We start from the raw sequence: 15,771 nt of genomic DNA on the forward strand, positions 1-15,771 counted from the left end.
CTATATTTCAGCCCTCCTGAATATATCAAAGATGGCTGAACACCGCCGATCAGGCATCTGTTCCTGGCATACGTCGGTTACCAGCGTCCGGTAGTACTGCTCAAGGTCACGGGTTATCTGGTCCCAGTCGTGTGATGCGGCATAGTGGGCAAGAACCACAGGGTCCGGCCGGTTCTCAAGACAGGTTCTGATTCCTGCGGCGATATCGTCCGCAGTCATGGTAGCGAGGTATCCGGAACCTGGAAGAACATGGGCTGATGCAGCATTGCGGGGATGATCCACGGTGACCAGGGAGAGTCCGCATGCCATGGCCTCCAGGGCTGCAATGCCAAAACCCTCCCTTTCACTTGGAAGGACAAACACCTTTGACGACTTCATCAGACCCATAACCTCCTCGTGATTGGTGACAAACCCTGTCAGCGTGATGTTGCCACCGAGATTATGCTGTGCGATGCGATCACGGATCAGGTCAAAGTCAGGGCCGTCTCCAATGATGATGGCATGCAGAGCAGGATAATCTGCAACAAGTAACCTCACCGCATCGACAACAAGTTCTGGATGTTTTTCCGGAATAAACCGGCCCACAAATATCAGGTCTGACCCCTTTTCTGCCGGAGGAACCGTAGATATTGCTCCAACGTCAATGCCATTCGGAACAAGGGCTACATCACCGGGGTAACCGGCCGTCCTTATCTGAGCAGACGTCAGGGGTGAGACAGAGATGATCCGCGGACTCAAATGAAGGGCTGTCCATTCAATGAGAAGCCCTGCTAATCCGCTGATCCCAAGGTATGAAAACCAGTACCGTCCCCAGAACTCGTGCCAGGTAATAACAAGACAACGGTTCTTTACCATGCAGAAGAGCGAAAGGAGGATCGCAGGAAAGTAAGGAAAATTCTGGCAGTCAAAAATTTCCATGTCAGACTTGAGGAGATGAGGTATCAGTCCCAGAGTATAGCGGACTGCCTGCAGGATAGACCTTCGACCCTCGGTGTAGAGCCCCATTGCAGGGCAGACACCATGAATCACCATCCCGTCACGTTCAAGAATGTCAGGCCCGGTCCAGTATTTCATTCCGTACAGGTGGACCTCATGGCCCCGGGAGGCAAGTCGTACACCGATCTCATGAATTCGTTTCTCCACCCCGCCGATGTTCTCGGGATAGATAACATCATAGATATAGCCTATCTTCATCAGAAGACTCCGGATGCCACCGTCGGCACTCCAGGATCAGTTCCGATCAGAATTTATCCCTCCCGGTATATGAAGATCAAGAGCCGATGAGATGTATCTCATGTATCAATCCTGAAAGACCTGAATCATCAAGGTTCTGCCGTGATGAACAGTGTCATGTTACTGATTTAGTCCAGGAAGCAATCTGGAACTTCTGGCATCCTGATGAGATGGTCCTCTGCATACGAGACCCCCGAAGTGCACAGATAGCAGCAGCATGTGAATCCCGGGGACTGGTAGTCAGAAAACTCTGGCTTCCTGAAGGAACGAATGAGGATGAACTATGGGAGACCTTCACCCTTCTTGCCGGTGTAGCAGAAGAAGGAGAGGAGATCCTCTTTGACGTCACTGATGGACACCGGAGTCTTCCGTTCATCATCTCTCTAGCTGCAACATGGATGAAGGAGGTCAGGAGGGTGAAGGTCATCGGGGTTGTGTATGCAACTCAGCCGGACGAGTATGGTTTCAGACATATCGTAAACCTTCAGCCCATCCTGCAGGTAATTGACTGGATCTCCGGGGTGAGAGCCCTTATGTCACATACTGACGCGGTCCAAATCGGATCTCTGTTCACCGGCTTGCAGGGAAGTATCCACAAAGCCGGGATGGAACCAGAGCCACCCACACACCTGACAGGCTGGTCGCATCTGCTTGGAACCTTCACCAGGGCGGTCAGGCTCTCAAGACCGGTTGATGCCATGTATGCTGCATGGGGAATATCCCGCGATCTTCCAGTAGTCAGGGATGAGATAGCCAGGTTTGCTCCAGCACTCCTCCCGGTCCTGGAAGAACTTGAGGAGACCGGGGAGATGGCAGCACTCCCAACCCCTGAAGAACTCAGTCGTGAGTATCTCTTTCTGCAGCACAGACTGATCAGGTACCAGATCGATCAGGGCCTGGAGATGCAGGGGGTCTCTCTCTCCCGTGAGTGGCTCATCTCTGTCTCTATGCTGGTGATTGGAGTTGATGAGTCATGGCTTGATGTAGACAGCAGGCATACAGTCTCCCGGACCCTGACCGGTCTTGCGCTGACTCTCCAGGGGATATCTGCCGAGACAACACCATACACCCATCTCCTCCTTGATGTACCGGACTGGAAAGAGATGGTCAGGATCTGGGAGCGTGTATCTGATCTCAGAAACGATCTCGCTCACTGCGGTATGAACCGCAGAAATGAAAGCCTGCGAACACTTCTCCAACGGACCGGATCAATACCTGGTGAACTGATCGCCTTTGCTGAGCATGCAGGTATCACAACACCAACCTGATTCATCAGGTGGAAAAAAAGGATTCGAAGATTGATTATCTCTTATTCTTGAACTGTGGCATCATTGCCCTGATCTCGGAACCGACCTCTTCGATCAGATGTTCTTCATCTGCCCGGGTGAGGGCTGTGAAAGTAGGGCGGTTGACCATATTCTCAAGGATCCATTCCTTGGCAAAAGTTCCGTTCTGGATCTCTTCAAGAACCTCCTGCATTGCCATGTATGACTCTTGTCCAATGACACGTGGTCCCCGGGTCAGGTCACCATACTGGGCTGTGTTGGAGATTGCACTGCGCATCTTGGTAAACCCGCCTTCGTAGATGAGATCGACGATGAGCTTGGTCTCATGAAGAACCTCAAGATATGCCATCTCGGGGGCATATCCGGCTTCAACGAGGGTCTCAAATCCTGCCCTGATAAGGGACGTGATACCACCACAGAGAACAGCCTGCTCTCCAAAGAGATCGGTCTCGGTCTCTTCACGGAAGTTGGTCTCAAGGACTACTGCCCTGGTGGCACCGATGCCCTGTGCATATGCGAGGGCAACCTTGCGGGCACTGCCTGACACATCCTGGTGGATGGCGATCAGGGCCGGAACACCCATACCTTCGGTATAGGTCCGTCTGACCATGTGACCAGGTCCTTTTGGTGCGACCATCACAACATCAACATCAGCTGGCGGAACGATCTGCCCGTAGTGGATGTTGAATCCATGGGAGAACATGAGGACCTTGCCCTTGGTAAGGTTGGGCCCGATAAAGGAGCGGTACACCGCTGCCTGATTTTCGTCAGGGATAAGAATCTGAATAACATCAGCCTTCTTTGCTGCCTCTGCAACCTCGAAGACCTCAAAACCCTCGCTCTTTGCAAGGTCCCAGCTCTTTCCCGGGCGCAGACCAATGATCACGTTCAGACCACTGTCTTTCAGATTCAGTGCCTGTCCTCTCCCCTGAGAGCCGTATCCGATCACTGCAATCGTCTTCTTGGCGATTGCAGCCGGATCGACATCGTTATCATAGTACTTCTGGATCATAGATGACCTCTGCGTTCTCCTGATAACCCATTGGGAAGGAAGAGATATCACTTTTCCTTCCATCCAGCGATATCAGACGGTGGTGCAGATGATTATCCCTTCGTGGTGCAGTCACGCGCATCACCTGGTGCACGGCACGATGTCCCTTGTCTTCCCTTCAGGAGATCTTTTGTTTCAGGAGATTCAGCTCAACAGGGTTATCACTGGTGAGGATTCACCTGAGCATATGGATGTCAGGCCTTCGTTTGCCACAGGATTTTTCCTGTGCTTCCTTCTCATTATTCTTCCCGCACCTTCTGTTCTTGCCGGGGGGGCAGGGGCAGGATTCGGTGATTACGGTGACTTCGGTGTTTCCGAAGGCGCACGAATGGGTGCAAACCCTCATTATTCAGGGCTTATTGCAGGCAACATCTCTGCGACGAGTTCAACCCCAAGGGTTATGACACCACTCCCGACCGTGACACCGATAAAGGCTGCTTCCCAGGTTCAGGTACAACAGAATACAACGAAAATGAACGCAACAGAGAGTAACCAGACCAACACTTCAGCGGTTGCAGATAATTTCACCAATAGTTCAACAAGCATGGAGAGTAAAAATCTGACACCTGAGCCCTCAATAGGTGAACTCATCAGGGCAGGAGACTGGAACGCAATTAATGCTTATCATAAGAAAACCCGGGCATCACAATCTGATTTCCTTGACACGACCAGGGCAAACCAGAGTCAGACCGATAACAACAGCCTGAAGACTGCCGACAATGATAACCAGAATGATACAGCCCTTGCCGGAGATGACGACTCGGTCGTCACTGTCGTGTATCCATGTTCCTAATAAGAATTAAAAAATAAGGCCAGCCCCATTCCACGATAAGATCCGGTTCTCCGGACCTCATTACTTTTTTCGGCGAAACAGGGGACCCACGGTTCAGCAACTCTTTCATCCCCGAAGTACTATCATTATCACGGAGCAAACAATGAAGTACGAGATCAAATACCGCCCAAGTTACGGATACCTGGTTGTAACCCTCCAGCCTGGAGAGTCCATCGTTGCAGAAGCAGGGGCAATGACCTACATGCAGCCGTCGATCGAGGTTCATACCAGGAAACGGAAACAGGGCCTTCTCTCCACGATCGGGATGACACTTCTCGGTGGGCAGTCCTTCTTTGTCAACGAGTTCACTGCAACTTCAGGTCCTGGTGAGGCGGGATTTTCGGCAGCACCGCTCGGAGATGTAGAGGTCATGGAGATACGACCTGACAAGGGTTTCATCATCCAGAAGACCGCATATATCGCTTCAGAACAGGGAGTCAATCTTGATGTGGAATGGCAGGGTTTCACCAAGGGTGTCTTCGGCCAGGGTCTCTTCATGATCAAGGTATCAGGACAGGGCATGCTTTTTATCAACACATTCGGAGCGATAGACAAACATGTGCTGGCTCCCGGAGAGCACCTCGTCGTAGACAACTTCCATCTTGTTGCATTCAATGACACCTGTTCGTACCAGGTGACAAAGTTCGGCGGCTGGAAAGAGACATTCCTGTCAGGTGAATTCCTGGTGACCGACATCACCGGCCCGGGAGAGGTCTATATCCAGACAAAGAACATCAGGGAACTGGCTGACTGGATCTGGAAACTCATCGAACCACGGATCCAGACTACTGCTCGATAACGATCCATCGGAGTCTGGTGCGCTCGCTCATGTATGAGTGCAAATATAGCACCGCAGAAGAATAAAGATCGAACCACAATATAATATAATACGATCTTTTCTGCACAATCTTTTTAGCAGAAAAGACCCCACCTACTCATGGGAGCAATATCCTATGAGTGAGTGTTTTATTGGGCAATAGACGGTTACGCTTTTTCGACACAACGCTCCGTGATGGTGAACAAACACCCGGAGTATCGCTGACCCCGGCACAAAAACTTGAGATTGCTGCTGCTCTTTCTGACATCGGAGTAGATGTTATCGAGGCAGGGTCAGCTGTTGCATCTGAAGGCGAGAGAGAAGCAATCCGGCTGATCGCAGATGCCGGTCTTTCTGCAGAATGCTGCACATATGTCAGGGCATTAAACCAGGATATTGACTGTGCGGCAGATGCAGGGGCTGACTCGGTCCACCTGGTGGTCCCGGTCTCTGATCTGCATATATCAAAGAAGATGCAGAAGACCCGCGAAGAGGTCCACGCAATGGCGATGAGTGCTGTTGTGTATGCAAAAGAACGCGGCCTCATCGTGGAACTTTCAGGAGAGGATGCATCACGGGCAGATCAGGAGTATCTTGCGATGCTGTACCGTGACGGAGTTGCAAACGGAGCAGACAGGCTCTGCTTCTGTGATACGGTCGGTGTACTTACTCCCGAAAGGGCTACTGAGATCATCCCGCCCCTTTGCATGGCTCCGCTCAGTATTCATTGCCACAACGATCTCGGACTGGCACTTGCATCAACCCTCTCGGCCCTGAAAGCAGGGGCAAGCTGTACCCATGTCACGGTAAACGGTCTTGGTGAGCGGGCTGGTAACACACCATTTGAGGAGGTTGTCATGTCTCTTGAGACGTTATACGGGTACAAGACCGGGATAGACACAAAGAAGATCTACCCGCTCTCAACCCTCGTCTCCAGGCTGACCGGTGTGCCGTTCGCAACAAATAAACCGATAGTCGGAACCATGGCATTCACCCACGAGAGTGGGATTCATGCTCATGGACTCTTCCGTGATTCGCGGACATACGAGCCCATAACCCCCGAGTTGGTAGGACGGCAGCGAAGAATTGTCCTCGGGAAGCATTCAGGGTCTGCATCAGTAAAGGCTGCACTGACCGAGCTCGGGTATAGTCCGAACCCACGCCAGCTCGAAGAGATCGTAAAACGGGTCAAGGCACTCGGTGATGAGGGACGCCGGGTGAGTGATACCGACGTGATGGCTATCGCTGATGCTGTGATGCTCCTTGAGTGCAAGCCGATCATCAGTGTCAAGCAGTTTACTGTGGTGAGTGGAACGAGCATCCTTCCGACAGCCTCGGTCACGATGGAAGTGAACGGCGAAGAGGTGACGGGTGCAGCAACCGGTGACGGTCCGGTGGATGCAGCACTCAGGGTTCTGCAGCAGTCGGTCGCAAGTGCCGGCGATATCAGGCTCGACGAGTATCATGTCGAGGCGATCACCGGTGGAACCGATGCTATGGTTGATGTAACAGTAAAACTGAGAAAAGATGGAAGAACCATCACTTCACGCGGCGCCAGAACCGATATCATCCAGGCGAGCGTTGAAGCGGTTGTGACGGGAATGAACCGTCTGTTGAGGGAGTTAGATGAAAAGCGGCGCACAGATACTGATTGAAGGACTGAAAGAGCAGGGAGTAGATGTCATCTTCGGGTATCCGGGCGGCGTTGTTCTCCCGATATATGATGAACTCTATGACTCTGACATCAGGCATATTCTGGTAAGGCACGAGCAGGCAGCCATCCATGCTGCTGACGGATATGCCCGTGCAAGTGGAAAGGTCGGAGTCTGTCTGGCAACATCAGGGCCTGGGGCCTGTAACCTTGTGACCGGACTTGCAACCGCCTACATGGACTCTATCCCGGTTGTGGCTCTTACCGGGCAGGTCCCAACTGTACTCCTTGGAAATGACGCATTCCAGGAGTCAGACATCACCGGGATCACCATGCCGGTGACAAAACATAACTTCCTCGTCCAGGATATCAAAGATCTCAAGCGGATCATCAGGGAAGCGTTCTATATCGCAAATACCGGCAGGAAAGGTCCGGTCCTCATCGACATCCCGAAGGATGTCAGCACGACAAAGATCCCTGATGAGGACGGGCCAGACCAGCAGATAAAACTCAGGGGCTACAAGCCGACATACCACGGCCACGGGAAACAGATCCAGAAGGCTGTCGAGCTCATCGAGGCAGCGAAGCGGCCCATCATCTACGCAGGAGGAGGGATCATCTCTTCAGAAGCATCAAAGGAACTGGTCGAGTTTGCAGAACGGACCTGCATGCCGGTGACAACCACCCTGATGGGTCTCGGGTGTATACCTGCAGATCACCCGCTCAACCTTGGCATGCTCGGGATGCACGGAACCGAGTATGCAAACTACGCGATCACCGAGTCAGACCTGCTCTTTTCAATAGGTGTCAGGTTTGACGACCGGGTGACCGGGAATCTGGCCACCTTTGCACCACATGCAAAGATCATTCACATGGACATCGACCCTGCAGAGATCGGGAAGAACAAGACTGTGGATGTCCCGATCGTCGGGGATGCAAAGAGTATCCTCACCGATCTTCTGAAGAAGATCCCGGGAGCCTGTTCTCATCCTGAATGGTCAGAGAAGGTGCAGGCCTGGAAGAAGAATCACCCGCTCAGGTTCAAAGAGGACGGAAAACTGCGCCCACAGTTCGTGATCAGAAAACTCGCAGAGATCCTTGAAGGAAAAGGAGTCATTGTCAGTGAGGTCGGGCAGAACCAGATGTGGACTGCCCAGTACTACCAGTTCTCACGCCCGAGACAGTGGGTCACTTCCGGAGGACTCGGGACGATGGGGTTCGGATTTCCCGCAGCCATGGGTGCCCAGGTTGCAACACCTGACGAACCCGTAGTGGTCATCGCGGGAGACGGAAGTTTCCAGATGAACATCCAGGAACTAGGGACCATTGCCCAGTACCAGATCCCGGTGAAGATCGTGATCCTGAACAACCAGTTCCTCGGGATGGTCAGGCAGTGGCAGGAGCTCTTCTACGAGCGGCGATACTCGTACACGGAACTGCCTGAAGTGCAGTTTGAGCAGATCGCAAAAGCATATGGCATCGGGGCAGACACCGTGAGAAGTATCGCGGACGTCGAGCCTGCACTGAAACGTGCTCTTGACCACAAGGGCCCGTACCTTCTTGATTTCAGGGTCGAGCGTGAAGAGAACGTCTTCCCGATGGTCCCGGCAGGGGCAGCCATCAGTGAGATGATCGTCGGCCACCACACCGAACACGAGGAGGAGTAGATGAACCGCCATATCTTCAGTGTCATGGTCGAGGACAGCCCGGGGGTTCTCTCAAGGGTAACCGGCCTCTTCTCACGCCGGGGCTTTAACATTGAGAGCCTGGCCGTCGGGACCTGCGAACAGCCTGATACCAGCAGGATCACCATCGTTGTATCAGGAAACGATGTCCAGATCGAGCAGGTGAAAAAACAGCTCAACAAACTGATCGAGGTCATCAGGGTTCTGGATATCACCAATTCAGAGCATGTGGAGCGGGAGCTTGCCCTCATCAAAGTCAGGGCAGAACCTGGTGAGGTCAGATCTGCGATCATGCAGATTGCAGGAATATTCAGGGCAAAGATCATCGATGTCGGGACCGATTCACTGATGATCGAGGTGACCGGGGACTCAAGCAAGATCGCGGCAATCGAGGACCTTATGAGCCCGTACGGAATCCTTGAGATGGTCAGAACAGGCAAGATTGCACTCCAGAGGGGTGCAGGCACCGCCTGTTCCGGCAGGTAACTGAAACAGGATCTCTTTTTTCCCTCCTGGTTTCTCATCCCGTTTTTCCGTAGATTGATATTCAAGTCAGTCATAACAGGTATATACCAGGGCATGGCTGACGCTCAGCCGGGGGGAAGAGAAGATATGCCTACCGTATTAATCATCGACGATAATCCAGAAGACCAAAGCAACATGGCAGAGATCCTGAAGAGCGAAGGGTATGATACTATTGCAGCCGGGATGGGGCCGGAGGGTATCAAACTCTGCCGCGAACACAGACCTGACCTTATCATGCTGGATCTTGTCATGCCGGATATGAACGGGATTGAAACGCTCAGAGAGTTTAAAAAAGAGTTCCCGGATATCCCGGTCATCATGTGCTCTGCAGCCGGGCTTGAACAGGTTGTAGCCCTTGCCCTTCGGGTCGGCGCAACAGGGTACATTGTCAAGCCGTATGATCGGGATACGGTTCTCAAGAACCTGAAAGGCCATATCGCAGCAGGGAAGCCCCCTGTCTGATACATATTCCTGAACAACGAGTCATCCGCCTTTATTCGGCTCTACTCTACTTCTTCTGTTGCAGGTACCGCATCTTTCTTGAGATCATCAGTCCAACCGTGTTGTCCCCGCCAAGGGCGAACGCCCGCTCATGGGCAATTGCAGCCTCTTCAAACCGTCCCAGATTCTGGAGGGCATCCCCTTTCAAAAACCAGGCCCTGGCATTCTCGTCATCTTCTGCAAGCACCCGGTCGTACGCGGTAACAGCGGCCTCGTGCTGACCAGTCAGCCAGAAGAGCTCGGCATGAAGTGCCCAGGGTTCAGGGAGATCGGGAGCAATCTCGATGATCTTCTCCACTGCCTGCAGGGCTTCATCATATGCCCCGCTCTCATAGAGGGATTTTGTATGAGAGAAGAGCAGTTTCGGATCTTCTGGAAACTGTTTCAGGGCCTCAACAACAGCACGGGCCGCCTCATCCTGCCTTCCACAGGCCGTCTCGGCATCAGCCTTCAGACGCCAGGCCTCGGGATCGTCCGGCCGCTGCTCAAGCACGAGACCAAGGGGCCTGAGTGACTCTTCGTATTTTCCTGCTGCGCAGAGACTGCGTGCGTACCTGAGAAGGATCGAAGGGTCACGGTTCTTCTCCCCGATATGACCGAAGGCTTCAGCAGAGCGTTCATACTCACCAAGACGATAGAGTGCCTTGCCCTTCATCGCCCAGATCTCTGAATCATCAGGGGTGAGATCCAGATATTGATTAAAACTTGCAACCGCCTTCTCGCACTTCCCGGCCGCATAGAGTGTGACGCCCTGCTTTTTTATCATCACCGGATCATCAGGGAGATGAAGGGCAGCCTGCTGGTATGCCTCTGCAGCCTGGCTGTAATTGCGAAGAATCTCAAGGGCTGCTGCCTTTCTTCGCCAGAGTTCGCCATTGCCGGTATCCCTGATGAGGGCCTTCTCAAGGAACCTGATGGCTTCTTTATATTTCCCAGCCTCAAAGAGTGTCACTCCGAGGATACCCGGTATCTTGTTGTCATCGGGAGCATACCTGGAGGCTTCAAGCAATGAGAGTGAGGCATCCTCAAACAGGCGCAGTGACTGCTCAATCTCGGCCTTCAGGATCCAGAGATCTGCATTCTTCTCATACTTTTCAAGAAGGCGTTGAACCTTTCCGTGTGCCTCCTTCACCTGGCCGGTCTGGAATAGGGCTGTTGCATACCCATACAGCACATCATAACTCCCTGCCGCAGGGTCAACCACCTTTTCGTACGTCTGGCAGGCACCCTTGAATGAGCCGATCTTCACCTGTAGTTCAGCTTTCCTGACCAGTGCATCCTGGTTTGCAGGATCGATCTCAAGAGCGTGGTTGAGCGACTGGATCGCATCAGGCGACTGGTTCTGTGAGATCTGAATCTGTGCAAGAAGCATCCAGGAGTCGGTTTCGGAGTTTGATATCTGGATAGAGTGCTTCAGGATGAACTCAGCCTTCTGGTACTCCTCCATTGCTACCAGTGCTTTTGCATGTGAGAACCAGGCCTGGTAATCATCAGGCTGACTATCCTCAACCTGCTCAAAGGTAGTGATGGCATCAGCATACCGTTTCAGTGCCAGAAGCGTGAGACCATACCAGTACACAGCCTCGACATTGCTCTTCTCCCTGGAGATGGCCTCTTCCAGTTTTACAACTGCACCATCGTACAGCCCGATTTTGTACAGGGAGACACCAAGCAGGAAGAAGACCTCGTCATCGCCTCCGAACCGCTCGATGAACCGTTCAGCAACCCTGATGAGTTTCTGGTGTTCGTTCTGATACGCAAGAGCGTTGAGGTATACTTTCCAACTGTCAACAGGTATCGGGCCTATCTTGCAGGCCTTCTCAAATGACGCGATCGTTCCAGGATACTCACCCAGCTCAAAGCAGGTCACCGCATGATTCACCCATGTGTCAGGCCGGTCGGTCTTCTGGGTGGTTGCATGTTCGAACGACTTCAACGCATCATCATGGCTGCCAAGTGAGCGGAGCGCCATTCCACGCTGGTTCCAGGCAGTAGTGTTATCAGGATCAAGATCGAGCGCTTTCTCGTATGATGTTACTGCTTCACGACAGTCTCCCCGTTCGTACTGCGCATCTCCAAGGAGGACCCATACATTGGGTTTCTTCGGATTTCTCCGGGTTGCCTGGTTGAATGCACTTATCGCACGCGAGTAGTCATACTGGCGGGTTGCAACCATCCCAAGCCCAATCCAGGAGTTGACATTGCCGGGATTGAGTTTGAGGGCATGCTGAAATGATTTTATTGCATCGTTGTAATGACGTAACTTAAAACGTGCGGCACCATGGTTATGCCAGTACGACGGGTTGTTCTGGTCGAGCATGATGGCATGATCGAACGCCTGGATAGCAGCCTCGTACTTTTTGAGATGAAGAAGTGCCAGACCATGAGCGTTATAGTACCCTGGTGTCTCCTGCCCTTCATGAATGATCTGGTTCAGGATGTCGGTAACACCGTCGGTATCTCCTGACAGTTCTGCCTTCAGGAGCGAGTGAGTGTACCTGACCTCAAAATTCCAGGGCTGCAGTTTGAGCACCTGCTGGTACGCACTGGTAGCCATCTCCAGATCCCCCATATCTGCATGAAGATCACCAAGCAGGTTCCAGGCATCTGCAAACTCGGGGTCTTTCTTCACAGCCTCAAACAGGGCCTCCACTGCCTGTTCGGTCTCACCGATATGGCTCAGGGCTCCGGCCTGACCGAAATAGGGCATCGGATCATCAGGAGCGATCTCACATCCGATCTGGTACGCATCTATTGCCTCCTGATGATCGCCGAGCTGTTCGTAGCAGTATCCTTTCAGCACCCAGATCTCAACCTGACTGAGACCACAGTCTGTCGCCTCCTCAAGATCTGTCAGGGCTTCCTTGTACTGCTCCTTTGAGACAAGGCATGAACCACGGTACATCCATGCGAGGCAGATCGAGGGCTGGTTCTCAATCAGCCGGTTAAAAACCCCGATAGCCTCTTTGTACATTCCGACTTCGTGGTATGCGATACCGATCTGGAGCTGGGCGTTGTTATTTCCAGGAGCATACTTGAGGGCATTGCGGAACATCTTGATGGCATCACGATGCCGTTCCTGTTTTGAGAGAACGATCCCTATCTGATACCAGAGCTCGGCATTTTCAGGATCGCTACGGAGTCCTTCCTTGAACGCATAAAACGCCTTGTCAAGCTGCTCTTTCTTGAGAAAGGATGCCCCCATTACAAGCCATTTCTGGGTATGGTCCTGAGGATCTGAATATTTTGACATGAAGGGCACCCTGGGGATATTATAGTGACAGTTCTTCCAGTAGAATAGTGTCTGAATTATTCCTGTTGATAATAATCCAGCAGATCAGAAAAGCATTACGGGTAGGAGAGGCATCATCACTCCGGGGTGAAGAACCGTAAGGTATTACATCTATCAGGAGAGGATAGTAGCTAACAGGTATAGGGGGATATGAGATGACTGAATCAATAAGTGATACCGGGCAGAGAGGTGAGATGGAGAGGATGAAGCAGGAGATTGAGGAACTCAGGTCTCATCAGAGAGAGTCTGATTTTATCTTCACGCAGAATCCAAATCCGATCCTCATTTGGAGCAGGGATCTGAAAGTCGTTGGTGTGAACGATGCCTTCATCAAGGCCACAGGATGGAGCAGAGAGAAGAGCATGTCTGCTACCCTGCACGACTTTGTATATCTTGACAAAAAGGGGGAGGGACTTGCAGAGACCGTAAAAGACAGAACACCAAAGGTCGGCGAGGCAACCTTCCAGTTTCCTTCAGGGATCGTCACCTGGGTCAGGCATACAATACCTATCCTTGACAACACGGGTAATATCGATAAGATACTCTCGGTGTATAATGACATCACCGAGATCAAAAAACTCCAGCAGCAGGCTGATTCAATAATTGATCAGAACCCGCTTCCGATCCTCCATTTCAATCCCTCATTTGAGATCCAACAGGCAAATATCGCATTTTGTGAACTCTCCGGATACTCCAAAGAGCAGTTACTCAATATGAAAGTATCTGATATGAAGATCCTCAGCATGGTTGGGCAGGGATCCAAGGCTGCAATACAGGAGAAGAAGAGATGTAAATGCGAACTGGTAATGGATTTCCCAAGCGGCAGAAAAGAGCTGGTCGGAAACACGATACCACTCATTGATGAGAGAGGGAACGTGACATCCGCCTTTGGTGTCTACATTGATGTAACAGAGGAGCACAGACAGGCACACGAGAACCTGATCCTGCAACGCCGGTCTGCATCTATCATAGATGATAATCCATTCCCATTCATCCTCTGGAACCCTGAACTGAAGGTAGTGGAGATGAATCCGGCTGCATTCCATCTGATGGGTTTTCAGAAGAGCGATATCGGAAAGATCACAATAAAGGACTTCAACTACGTGAAGCAGTCGGGGGAGAGCGTCGCAGACACCTTCAGAACAAAAAAGCCGAGCAAAGGGGATGCCACAATCCGGTTCCCTGCAGGTGAGAAGAGTGTTGAGCGGTACAACATTCCCCTCATTGATGAGGAGGGCACGGTATACAACGTTCTGACCGTATATAACGATGTTACAAACCAGAAACATGCGATCGACGAGATAATCCAGGTTGCCCTCGCTGCCGAAAAGGGAGATCTCACAGTCAGAACCCACCAGGATCAGTATACCGGTGACTACTTTGAGATAGCCAAAGGTATCAACCAGGTGCTCGATACCCTTGTCACACCGTTCGAGGTCTTTGGCAAAAAGGTCGGCGAGATATCTGCCGCAACAGAAGAACTTGCGGCTAGTGCAAAGGAGGTCTCAAATGGAACACATGTCCTTGCTGAGAGTTCGAATATCGTTGGGCATAACGCAGAGCAGGGTGAGGACGGGGTAAAGCAGATCCTGAACGCCATGGATGATCTGAACAGGACGGTATCAGACATTGCTGTGCGGAGCGAGTCGGTTGCGAGACTTGCAACCGATGCCGATGAGAAGAGCCAGCTCGGAGTTGAACTGGCAAAGAAGGCTGAGGAGGTGATGGTAGGGATATCAAAGAACTCAGGCCAGGTTGATCTGATAGTTCAGGACATCAAGTCACAGATGGACCAGATCGGCAAGATCGTGAATGTCATCACCGATATCGCGAACCAGACAAACCTCCTTGCCCTCAATGCAGCAATCGAGGCTGCACGTGCAGGTGAGGCAGGACGAGGATTTGCTGTAGTTGCAGCAGAGGTCAAGTCACTGGCCCAGGACTCACGGAGATCAGCAGAGAATATCGCGGACATGATCAGATCCCTGCAGGACAAGTCAGTTCAGGCCGCCCTGGCAGTTTCAGAGGCCGGAGCCATTGTCAAGGAAGGAGATGCAGCTCTCGCAGAGACGCTGAACGCATTCAGGATCATCGCCGAGTCGGTAGGGGACATCTCGACAAATGTAACCGGGGTAGCCGCAACTTCAGAGGAACAGGCTGCGTCAGTCGAGGAGATCACCGCCAGCATCAGCGAACTTGCAAACCTGCTCCAGGAGACGACCAGGCAGGCGGTAGACTCTGCAGCAGCAACCGAGGAGGCATCATCATCCATCGCCCAGATAGAAAAGGTAATAACAGAAGTGTCAACCAATATCGAACAGGTAGCCAGGGAATTAGCACGGTTTCAGGTCTAACGGGTGAGGAGAAATGGCCATAGCAGCAAGTCAACAGGACAGTTCCGGCGGAATCGGGGCAGCGGCCGGGAACGATGAGGTACAGGTTGTTGAATTTCTTATCGGAGAGGATAAGTTCGCAGTCAATCTCTTTGATGTCAGGGAGATTGTAGAAGCGAGTAAGATAACACCCCTTCCACATGCATCATCATATATCAGGGGTATCATCGATCTGCGGGGAGAGATCACAACCATCGTTGATCTCCGCCACCTGCTCAGAATAAAGAAGGCGGGCGACAACAACAGCGAAGACCTCAGGTTCATTGTGCTCGATGAGTCGGTAACAGACGGGAAGACCGGAGTTGTTGTCGACGAAGTCACTTCCGTGCTCACGGTCGCGGTTGCTGATATCGACCAGAACTCTCACGGGGCAGGTGACGAGTCATACATTCTTGGTGTCATCAAGAAAGAGGTCGGAGAGCGGGGAGAGAGCAAGAAGGAACTTGTGATCTGGATAGATATCTGCGGGCTCATCAAGCAGGCCGGTGGAATCAGCCAGTAATCT

13 protein-coding genes are annotated in these 15,771 nt (G+C 52.1%); 9 read left to right on the plus strand and 4 right to left on the minus strand.

What is annotated here, in order from left to right; all coding sequences use genetic code 11:
* Window positions 1-1,194 carry a glycosyltransferase family 4 protein gene (locus tag ACHZA2_RS02640; protein ID WP_319578425.1) on the minus strand — a complete coding sequence of 398 codons (1,194 nt, stop codon included), beginning with the start codon at window positions 1,192-1,194 and terminating at the stop codon, window positions 1-3.
* Window positions 1,195-1,280: 86 nt separating this feature from the next.
* Between ACHZA2_RS02640 and ACHZA2_RS02645 the strand changes: the two genes are divergently transcribed.
* Complete coding sequence (locus ACHZA2_RS02645) at window positions 1,281-2,501, plus strand: TM1812 family CRISPR-associated protein (protein WP_319578426.1); 1,221 nt, start codon at window positions 1,281-1,283, stop codon at window positions 2,499-2,501.
* Window positions 2,502-2,535: 34 nt separating this feature from the next.
* Here the strand turns inward: ACHZA2_RS02645 and ilvC are convergent, their stop codons facing one another.
* Complete coding sequence (gene ilvC / locus ACHZA2_RS02650; RefSeq protein ID WP_319578427.1) at window positions 2,536-3,531, minus strand: ketol-acid reductoisomerase; 996 nt, start codon at window positions 3,529-3,531, stop codon at window positions 2,536-2,538.
* A complete protein-coding gene (locus tag ACHZA2_RS02655; protein ID WP_319578428.1) occupies window positions 3,512-3,646 on the minus strand; it encodes a hypothetical protein in 135 nt (44 codons plus the stop codon). The genes ilvC and ACHZA2_RS02655 overlap by 20 nt, the downstream gene beginning before the upstream one ends.
* A gap of 24 nt (window positions 3,647-3,670) precedes the next feature.
* Between ACHZA2_RS02655 and ACHZA2_RS02660 the strand changes: the two genes are divergently transcribed.
* The 6 genes from ACHZA2_RS02660 to ACHZA2_RS02685 all read left to right on the plus strand — a co-directional run bounded on the left by ACHZA2_RS02660 (window position 3,671) and on the right by ACHZA2_RS02685 (window position 9,542).
* The gene (locus ACHZA2_RS02660) at window positions 3,671-4,363 is read left to right on the plus strand and encodes a hypothetical protein (RefSeq protein WP_319578429.1); all 693 of its coding nucleotides are present in this window, start codon (window positions 3,671-3,673) and stop codon (window positions 4,361-4,363) included.
* A gap of 142 nt (window positions 4,364-4,505) precedes the next feature.
* Window positions 4,506-5,201: a TIGR00266 family protein gene (locus ACHZA2_RS02665; protein ID WP_319578430.1), complete on the plus strand. Its 696-nt coding sequence runs from the start codon at window positions 4,506-4,508 to the stop codon at window positions 5,199-5,201.
* Window positions 5,202-5,359: 158 nt separating this feature from the next.
* The gene (locus ACHZA2_RS02670; protein ID WP_319578431.1) at window positions 5,360-6,874 is read left to right on the plus strand and encodes a 2-isopropylmalate synthase; all 1,515 of its coding nucleotides are present in this window, start codon (window positions 5,360-5,362) and stop codon (window positions 6,872-6,874) included.
* The gene (gene ilvB, locus ACHZA2_RS02675; RefSeq protein WP_319578432.1) at window positions 6,846-8,537 is read left to right on the plus strand and encodes a biosynthetic-type acetolactate synthase large subunit; all 1,692 of its coding nucleotides are present in this window, start codon (window positions 6,846-6,848) and stop codon (window positions 8,535-8,537) included. The genes ACHZA2_RS02670 and ilvB overlap by 29 nt, the downstream gene beginning before the upstream one ends.
* The gene (gene ilvN, locus ACHZA2_RS02680) at window positions 8,538-9,041 is read left to right on the plus strand and encodes an acetolactate synthase small subunit (RefSeq protein WP_319540332.1); all 504 of its coding nucleotides are present in this window, start codon (window positions 8,538-8,540) and stop codon (window positions 9,039-9,041) included.
* 93 nt (window positions 9,042-9,134) lie between these two features.
* Entirely contained in the window at window positions 9,135-9,542 is a 408-nt protein-coding gene (locus tag ACHZA2_RS02685; protein ID WP_394698466.1) for a response regulator transcription factor, read from the plus strand.
* A gap of 46 nt (window positions 9,543-9,588) precedes the next feature.
* Here the strand turns inward: ACHZA2_RS02685 and ACHZA2_RS02690 are convergent, their stop codons facing one another.
* Entirely contained in the window at window positions 9,589-12,834 is a 3,246-nt protein-coding gene (locus tag ACHZA2_RS02690) for a tetratricopeptide repeat protein (RefSeq protein WP_319578434.1), read from the minus strand.
* Window positions 12,835-13,028: 194 nt separating this feature from the next.
* Here ACHZA2_RS02690 and ACHZA2_RS02695 point away from each other — a divergent pair, with 194 nt between their 5' ends.
* Both ACHZA2_RS02695 and ACHZA2_RS02700 read left to right on the plus strand, forming a co-directional pair.
* Complete coding sequence (locus ACHZA2_RS02695; protein ID WP_319578435.1) at window positions 13,029-15,227, plus strand: methyl-accepting chemotaxis protein; 2,199 nt, start codon at window positions 13,029-13,031, stop codon at window positions 15,225-15,227.
* Window positions 15,228-15,240: 13 nt separating this feature from the next.
* On the plus strand, window positions 15,241-15,768 hold the full coding sequence (locus tag ACHZA2_RS02700; protein ID WP_319578436.1) for a chemotaxis protein CheW: 528 nt from the start codon (window positions 15,241-15,243) through the stop codon (window positions 15,766-15,768).
* Window positions 15,769-15,771: the final 3 nt, after the last annotated feature.

Origin of the sequence: uncultured Methanospirillum sp. (assembly GCF_963668415.2) — an archaeon.
Classification (GTDB): Archaea; Halobacteriota; Methanomicrobia; order Methanomicrobiales; family Methanospirillaceae; genus Methanospirillum.